This is a genomic window from Phenylobacterium sp., assembly GCF_030681155.1.
Classification (GTDB): Bacteria; Pseudomonadota; Alphaproteobacteria; order Caulobacterales; family Caulobacteraceae; genus Phenylobacterium.
Genome location: NZ_JAUXXE010000054.1, coordinates 1 through 7202, shown reverse-complemented (window position 1 = coordinate 7202; position 7202 = coordinate 1). Strand labels below are relative to the sequence as shown.

The 7202-nt window shown below is 67.0% G+C and carries 9 protein-coding genes; 8 read left to right on the top strand and 1 reads right to left on the bottom strand.

The genetic code is table 11. The features are described 5' to 3' along the window. From Q8M13_RS14140 to Q8M13_RS14115, 6 genes are all read left to right on the top strand, one after another. On the top strand, positions 1-746 hold a 746-nt coding region (locus Q8M13_RS14140; protein WP_305300599.1), incomplete at its 5' end, for a PDZ domain-containing protein. Positions 747-840: 94 nt separating this feature from the next. Further along, positions 841-2142 carry a replication-associated recombination protein A gene (locus tag Q8M13_RS14135; protein WP_305300598.1) on the top strand — a complete coding sequence of 434 codons (1302 nt, stop codon included), beginning with the start codon at positions 841-843 and terminating at the stop codon, positions 2140-2142. Continuing rightward, a complete protein-coding gene (locus tag Q8M13_RS14130; RefSeq protein ID WP_305300597.1) occupies positions 2139-2897 on the top strand; it encodes an RluA family pseudouridine synthase in 759 nt (252 codons plus the stop codon). Before Q8M13_RS14135 ends, Q8M13_RS14130 begins: the two co-directional genes overlap by 4 nt. Positions 2898-2971: 74 nt before the next feature. Continuing rightward, the gene (locus Q8M13_RS14125) at positions 2972-3460 is read left to right on the top strand and encodes a hypothetical protein (protein ID WP_305300596.1); all 489 of its coding nucleotides are present in this window, start codon (positions 2972-2974) and stop codon (positions 3458-3460) included. A gap of 47 nt (positions 3461-3507) precedes the next feature. After that, a complete protein-coding gene (gene crcB / locus Q8M13_RS14120) occupies positions 3508-3891 on the top strand; it encodes a fluoride efflux transporter CrcB (protein ID WP_305300595.1) in 384 nt (127 codons plus the stop codon). Next, positions 3888-4874, top strand: coding sequence for an RluA family pseudouridine synthase (locus Q8M13_RS14115; protein WP_305300594.1), 987 nt, complete (start codon positions 3888-3890; stop codon positions 4872-4874). The genes crcB and Q8M13_RS14115 overlap by 4 nt, the downstream gene beginning before the upstream one ends. A 157-nt stretch (positions 4875-5031) precedes the next feature. On the opposite strand, the gene Q8M13_RS14110 is transcribed toward Q8M13_RS14115, so the two are convergent. After that, positions 5032-6123 (bottom strand): winged helix DNA-binding domain-containing protein, encoded by a 1092-nt coding sequence (locus tag Q8M13_RS14110; protein WP_305300593.1) that lies wholly within the window; start codon positions 6121-6123, stop codon positions 5032-5034. A gap of 134 nt (positions 6124-6257) precedes the next feature. On the opposite strand from Q8M13_RS14110, the gene Q8M13_RS14105 reads away from it, so the two are divergent. Beyond that, positions 6258-6983 (top strand): ATP12 family chaperone protein, encoded by a 726-nt coding sequence (locus Q8M13_RS14105; protein WP_305300592.1) that lies wholly within the window; start codon positions 6258-6260, stop codon positions 6981-6983. 85 nt (positions 6984-7068) lie between these two features. Next, positions 7069-7202, top strand: a 134-nt coding sequence (locus Q8M13_RS14100; RefSeq protein ID WP_305299212.1) for a hypothetical protein, incomplete at its 3' end; no start/stop codon positions are given.

The window sequence follows — 7202 nt, the reverse complement described above, 5'->3', positions numbered from 1 at the left end:
TGGACGGCGACCTGATCGGCGTGAACAGCTTCATCCTGTCGCGTTCCGGTTCGTCGTCTGGCGTCGGCTTCGCGGTGCCGGCCGCCATCGTGCGGCGCGTGGTCGAGACCGCGGCTGGCGGCGGCCAAGCGGTCGTGCGGCCATGGCTGGGCGCGCGCACACAGACCGTGACCGGCGAGATGGCCCGCAGCATGGGCCTCAGCGTTCCTCAAGGGGCGCTGGTCGCCGACATCTGGCCGAACGGCCCGGCGGCGCGCGCGGGCCTGCGCCAGGGCGACGTGATCGTCTCGGTCGATGGCCGCCCGGCGGTCGACGCCGCCGCGGTGTCCTACGCCATTTCCTCGCGGCGTCCCGGCGACCAGATCAAGCTGGGCGTGCGTCGCGGCGGGGGCGAGCAGACCCTGACCCTACGCGCCGAGGCCCCGCCTGCGACACCGGCCCGCGACCAGCAGGTGGTGTCCGGTCGCAACCCGTTCGACGGCGCGACCGTGGTCAACCTGTCGCCGGCGGTCGCTGACGAGCTGGGCCTTGACCCGTTCCTGGGGCGAGGCGTCATGGTGACTAATATCGGCCGCGGATTTGCGATGAACGCCGGCCTTCGTCCCGGCGACATGATCAAGCGCGTCAACGGCCGAGACGTGGCCACGGTGAAGGACCTGATGGGGATCATTGGGGCCGGTGGCGGCCAATGGCAGGTGACCATCGTGCGCAACGGCCAGGAAGTCACAGCCAACTTCCGGACCTAGAGTCCTTTCCCTCGGTCGAGGGGTGGGCGAGGGGCGATGCGAAGCGTGCTCTTAAGGGTCATCACATCCCGCGCGGCATTTGCTAGAACACCCCATGGCCGATCTCTTTGAAGCTGCTGGGCTGACGCCGCACGCGCCGTCGCCGCTCGCCGACCGTCTGCGTCCGCAGCGGCTGGATGAGGTCGTGGGGCAGGATCACCTGCTCGGTCCCGACGGGCCAATCCGCAGGATGGCCGAGGCCAAGCGGCTGGCCTCCATGATCCTCTGGGGGCCGCCGGGCACCGGCAAGACCACCATCGCCCGCCTGCTGGCCAAGGAGGCCGGCTATGAGTTCCAGCAGCTCTCGGCCGTATTCTCCGGCGTTGCGGATCTGAAGAAGGCCTTCGAACAGGCCCGGATGCGCCGCGCCGCTGGCCAGGCGACGCTGCTGTTCGTCGATGAAATCCACCGCTTCAACCGCGCTCAGCAGGACGGCTTCCTGCCCTTCGTGGAGGAAGGGATCGTCACTCTGGTCGGTGCGACCACCGAGAACCCCTCATTCGAACTGAACGGGGCGCTTTTGTCGCGCGCCCAGGTCTATGTGCTGAAGCGCCTGGACGACGAGGCCCTGGCAAGCCTGCTCGACAAGGCCGAGGTGCATGAGGGGCGCAAGTTGCCGCTGGAGCCGGAGGCGCGCGAGGCCCTGGTGGCCCTGGCCGATGGCGATGGCCGATATCTGCTGACCCTGGCCGAAACCCTGCTCAATATCGGGGCCGCCAAGCCGCTCTCCACCAAGGAACTGGGCCAGATCCTGCAGAAGCGCAGCCCGGCCTACGACAAGGATCGCGAGGAGCACTACAACCTCATCTCGGCCTTGCATAAGTCGATCCGGGGCTCGGACCCCGACGCCGCCCTCTATTGGCTGGCGCGTATGTTGGGCGGCGGTGAAGACCCGCTATTTATCGCTCGCCGCCTGATCCGAGCGGCGATGGAGGATATCGGCGAGGCCGATCCGCTGTCGCTGCTGCTCGCCAACGCGGCCAAGGATACTTACGATTTCCTGGGATCGCCCGAGGGAGATCTCGCCTTGGCTCAGTTGGTGGTGCATCTCGCGGCCGCTCCGAAATCGAACGCCGTCTACACCGCCTTCAAGGCCGCCCAGCGTGCGGCCAAGGAGACCGGATCGCTGACGCCGCCCGCCCATATCCGCAACGCCCCCACCAAGCTGATGAAGGACCTCGGCTACGGCAAGGGCTACGCCTACGACCACGACGTCGAGGGCGGGTTTTCGGGCCAGAACTACTTCCCCGACGGGATGGAACGGCGGAAATTCTACGATCCGAAGGGCGAGGGCGCCGAGGCCCGTACCAAGGAACGTCTCGATCGTTGGGCCGAGCAACGGAAGCGCCAGAAGTGAAGCCGCGCGGCCAACCGAAGAAGCGTCCCGAACCTGTTCCTGTCGCCCTGAGCCCCGAAGAGATCGCGCTGGTGCGCAGCCTGGTGATCTACGAGGACCCGCACATCATGGCGCTGAACAAGCCTTCGGGCCTGTCCAGCCAGGGCGGGCGAGGCCAGGTCAATACGCTGGACGAATTGCTGTGGGCCTTCGCCAAGCCGGGCAAGGCGCGCCCTCGGCTGATCCACCGCCTGGACCGCGACACCTCCGGCGTGATCCTAACGGCCAAGACCAAGCCGGCGGCGAGTTTCCTGGGCAAGCATATGATGGGCCGCAGGTTCGCCAAGACCTACCGCGCCATCGTCACGCCTGGTGCGCCGGACCCTGCGCAGGGCGCTATTGAAGAGGCTCTGCGCCGCGAGGAACTGGGGCGTGAGGCCTATATGCGGGTCTGCCCGCCTGACCATCCGGACGCCGAGAGCGCAAAGACCCGCTACCGGACGCTTTCGAAGGGGCCCGACGCGGCCTTGTTGGAGCTGAACCCCGAGACGGGGCGGATGCACCAAATCCGCGTCCACCTGGCTTCGATAGGCCGGCCGATTTCCGGGGATGCGCGATATGGCGGCGCTTTGGCCGTAGGGGGCCATCCCGTGCCGCGCCTGATGCTGCACGCCGCCGCCCTTAGCTTTCCGCACCCGGACGGCGGGACCAAGGTCATCGAGGCCCCGGTCCCCACCGATATGCAAAAGTTGATCGATCTCTTGGGGCTCGGCTGACGGGAACGTGGCGGCAGGCTTGACCGTTAGGCGAATGAGCCGACAGTCAGCTGAGTTCCTCGGAGATCGTGAAGATGAAGCGCCTGATCCTGACGGCCTCGCTCTGCGCCGTCCTCGCAGCCTGCGCCACGGCGCCCACGGTGTTCGCGCCGGCGAGCGGACCGCAGTCGATTGGGTTTTCCGAATATCGGATCGAACCTGGGCGCTATCGCGTGACGTTCCGTGGCGGACCGGGCGCGCCGTTCTCCCAGGTCGCCGACTTCGCGCTTCTGCGGGCTGCGGATCTGGCCCTCGCTGAGGGCTATGATTGGTTCCGCGTAACCGATCGCCAAGCCACCCGGGACGACCAGGGCGGAGGGCCTCAACTGTCCTTGGGCGCTGGCGGCGGCAGCAGCGGCCACTCGGGGGGAGTGGGGGTCGGTCTCGGAACCTCCTTCAACCTGGGCGGGGGACCACAGGTGAGCCAGACCCTGGAAGTGATGATGGGACGGGGACCGCGCCCGCCGGGCGGCGACGTCTATGACGCCCGTCAGATCCGTCAGGTGATCGGCGCTCGGGTCTAGAATCCGGCCTGCTTTGCACGATGGCGCGGCCCGTCGCATAAGGGCGAATGGATAGACTATTTTTGGTGGCCGCCGGCGGCGCGGTCGGGGCGATGGCGCGATATGCGCTGAGCGTGCAGGCATTGCGCCTATGGGGCTCGGCCTGGCCCTTCGGCACCTTGATCGCCAACGTCGCGGGCGGGCTGCTGATGGGCGCGCTGGTGGGCGTCCTGGCTCAGCGCGGCGGCGCCGATCAGGAACGCCTGCGCCTGCTGCTGGGCGTCGGCGTGCTGGGCGGTTTCACCACGTTCTCGGCCTTCTCGCTGGAGACAGCCCTGATGATCGAGCGCCGCAGCTATGGCATGGCGCTCGGCTACACCTTGGCCTCCGTGGTGCTGTCGGTTACGGCGCTGTTCTTTGGGTTGATCCTGGCGCGGAAGGCGTTTGCATGAGGGAAGTCCGTAATATCGCCGTCGATCCGGGCGAAGACGGCGTGCGCCTGGACCGCTGGTTCCGTCGGCGCTGGCCGCATGTCTCGCAGATCCAGATCCAGAAGATGGCGCGATCGGGCCAGATCCGCGTGGACGGCAGCCGCGCCAAGCCTGAGCAAAGGCTCGCGGCGGGCGAAACCATCCGCGTGCCGCCGCTGCCCGAAGCTCCGACGGCCGGCGATCCGAAGCCCGAACTGGATCGGCGCGACGTCATGTTCGTCAAGTCGCTGGTGATCTACGAGGACGACGAGGTCCTGGTCCTGAACAAACCGGCCGGTCTTGCCGTCCAGGGCGGGACCAAGACCCTGATGCACGTCGACCGCCTGCTCAGCGCCTGGGGCGAGGGGCTGGAGCGTCCGCGTCTGGTCCACCGCCTCGACCGAGACACCTCCGGCGTGTTGGTGCTGGGCAAGTCGCCGGGTGCGGCCGCCAAGCTATCGGGCGCTTTCGCTCGTCGCCGTGCGGAGAAGACCTATTGGGCGCTGGTGATGGGCAACCCCAAACCCTCCGAAGGGGTGATGGAGCTGCACCTGGCCAAGAAGGGCATCGGTGATCGCGAGATGATCGTGCCGACCGATCCGAAAGACCCCAACGGCGATCCAGCCGAGACTGAGTTCGTGACCATCAGCCGTGCGGCGCACCGCGTCGCCTGGATGGCGCTGCGGCCCCATACCGGCCGGACGCACCAGTTGCGCGCGCACATGCTGGCCATGGGCCATCCGATCCTGGGCGACCCTAAGTACAAAACCGAGGAGTCGGCGCAGCTGTCGGGCAGCCTGAAGCTGCAACTTCACGCGCGCCGGCTGACCCTGCCGCATCCGTCGCGCGGCACGCTCACGCTCGAGGCCCCGATCAGCAAGGAACTGAAGGAAGGCTTCAACCGGTTCGGCTTTGACGAGCACGAGGCCGACCCTGAGCCCTTCAGGCGCAGGCGGCGCGGTTAAGTATCAGGGTGTCATCCCGGAGGCCGCGCAGCGGCCATCCGGGATCCATCAACACCAGATCGATCAGACTGAAATTCGACGTCGCCAATCTCTGCCAAACGGAGCGAATGGGTCCCGGTCTTGCTTCGCAAACCGGGATGACAGTCTTGGTGGCGGCTTACTCCTCCGTGAAGGTCACCGCCGCTACGGCGTCGGGCTCCAGGAACTTCGCGGCGGAGATCGCTTCCGCCTCGATCGCCTTGCGATCCTTGGCCGAAACCGTGTCGAACAGACGGATCGTCACCGCGACGGTCCTCTTTTTCGGCTCGATCCGCCAAGTCCCGACAACGAGGCCATCGACCAGAACCATGGCCGGGATCAGGCCATTCTTGCTGGCCATCAACGGGGCGTGCTCTGGGCGTATGATGCCGGTCCGGTCGGCGCGGCCGAGGATCGCGCCGTCGAAATCGGCCAGCAGACGAACCGGGGCTGGGGTGTCGCCTGCGGGCCGCGGCGCATGCTTCAGGTCGAAGAGCGTGCGTTTGCGTTCGTCGCGGAAGGTGACGACGTCGTCGCCCAGGCCCTCGAAGATCAGGGCCGCCGCACCCAGGCCCGACCAGGCGGCGAAGTCGGCCGGCAGGCAAGGACCGTGCGCAGCGAGATAACGCCGGGCCAGTTGATGAGGACGCGGCGTCGGATATTCCTCCAGCCCCAGCCAAGTCTTGGCGAGGGTGAACACACCGCCGGGCTCATGCCCGAAGGGGGCGTTGGAAGAAGCCTGGACCAGCGGCAGGAATATCCGCGCCGCATAGGCCAGGGGCCGCACAGGCTCCACGCCCTGCGCCTCCAGAACCTCTCGGACACTTTCGAAGTCCTTCGGTTCAGACTCGAAGTGCCGCCGCGAGATGTCGAGCACTCGCTCCAGTTCCTCGGTGGTGGGCTTCACCCCCCAGGGCAGGGTGACGTTGCGCGGCGGCATGATGGTGGTGCGATAGGCCAGCACGTCCTTGGCGCTGGCCAGGTGCAGGGTCCCGCGCATCAGGGTGGAGCGCACGACCTCGCGCGCATGGATCGCCTTGAGAAGGTCGTCGCGTTGGAAGTTCTGCAGCCGGGCCCACAGGCCCAGGAAAGGCGCGCGGGGCAGTTGGGCCTGGATGGCGAACAGCCGCTCCAGCGCCTCGACGGGGCCGATCTCCTCGCGGGCCAGCAGCATCTGCCGAGCCAGCAAAATTCTGTTGAGGTCCCGCAGGGTGAGGATTTCATCAGCCATAGGTAGAGCATCGCTGAGAGAACGGCGTCCGGCCAGTCCCATCGCGCAAACAGCAGCTTGCCTATTTGTGCTTCCATCCCCATTCCACCCGTCGCGCCACGCATTTTCTTCACGCGCGGCCAGGAGGCGAGATCTTGAAAAAGGGCTTCATCGAACCGGGCGCGAAGCCCAAGCGGTTCTACAAGGACGTCACGGTGGTGGCCGAGGAGGGCGGCTTCGCGGTCAAGCTCGACGGCCGCAATGTCCGTTCGCCAAAGGGCGGCAAGCTGAATGTCCCCACTCAAGCGCTCGCAGACATGGTCGCCGCCGAATGGGCGGGGCAGGGCGAAGTGATCGAGATGGCCGATATGGCCATTACGCGCCTGGCCTTCACCGCCACCGAAGCGATCCCGCCGGCCCGCGAGCCCACGGCCGAACAGATCGCCGAATACGCTGCCTCCGACCTGCTCTGCTATTTCGCCGGAGAGCCGGATAGCCTTCATCAGCGGCAGGTCGAGGCGTGGGAGCCGGTGCTGCAACGGGCCGAGCGGGAATTGACCCTGGTCTTCGTGCGCACGACCGGGATCATCCACGCGACCCAGCCGGAGGACACCCTGGCGAAGGTCAAGGCGCTGGCTCTGGAGCTGGATGATTTCAATCTGACCGGCGTGGCCTTCGGGGTTCCGCTGTTCGGCTCGGGGGTGCTGGCCTTCGCCCTGCAACGCGGGTGGCTGACGGGTGAGGAGGCCTTCACCCTGTCGCGGGTGGACGAGGCCTATCAGCAGGAAAAATGGGGCATCGACGAGGAGGCGGCCGAACGGACCGCGCGCCTGTTGATCGAGGCTCAGATGCTGGAAAAGTGGTTCAAGGCGTTGGCCTAGCGGCTTGGGCCCTGGCGCAGCCGAACTGTTGCCAGGGGAAGATCGTCCGACTACGCCTTTTACTTCCTAGTGGAGGTCGGGCCCGATGAAGCACATCCTTGAAGAGCTGGAGAAGCGTCGGGGCGAGGCCCGGCTGGGCGGGGGCGAGCGGCGGATCGCCAGCCAGCACGGCAAGGGCAAGCTGACGGCGCGCGAGCGGCTGGACCTGCTGCTGGACGA

Excerpts from the sequence above, each read along its gene's own strand:
- crcB (WP_305300595.1), top strand. The coding sequence starts at position 3,508 with ATGGATAGACTATTTTTGGTGGCCGCCGGCGGCGCGGTCGGGGCGATG.
- Q8M13_RS14115 (WP_305300594.1), top strand. The coding sequence starts at position 3,888 with ATGAGGGAAGTCCGTAATATCGCCGTCGATCCGGGCGAAGACGGCGTG.
- Q8M13_RS14110 (WP_305300593.1), bottom strand. The coding sequence starts at position 6,123 with ATGGCTGATGAAATCCTCACCCTGCGGGACCTCAACAGAATTTTGCTG.
- Q8M13_RS14135 (WP_305300598.1), top strand. The coding sequence starts at position 841 with ATGGCCGATCTCTTTGAAGCTGCTGGGCTGACGCCGCACGCGCCGTCG.
- Q8M13_RS14125 (WP_305300596.1), top strand. The coding sequence starts at position 2,972 with ATGAAGCGCCTGATCCTGACGGCCTCGCTCTGCGCCGTCCTCGCAGCC.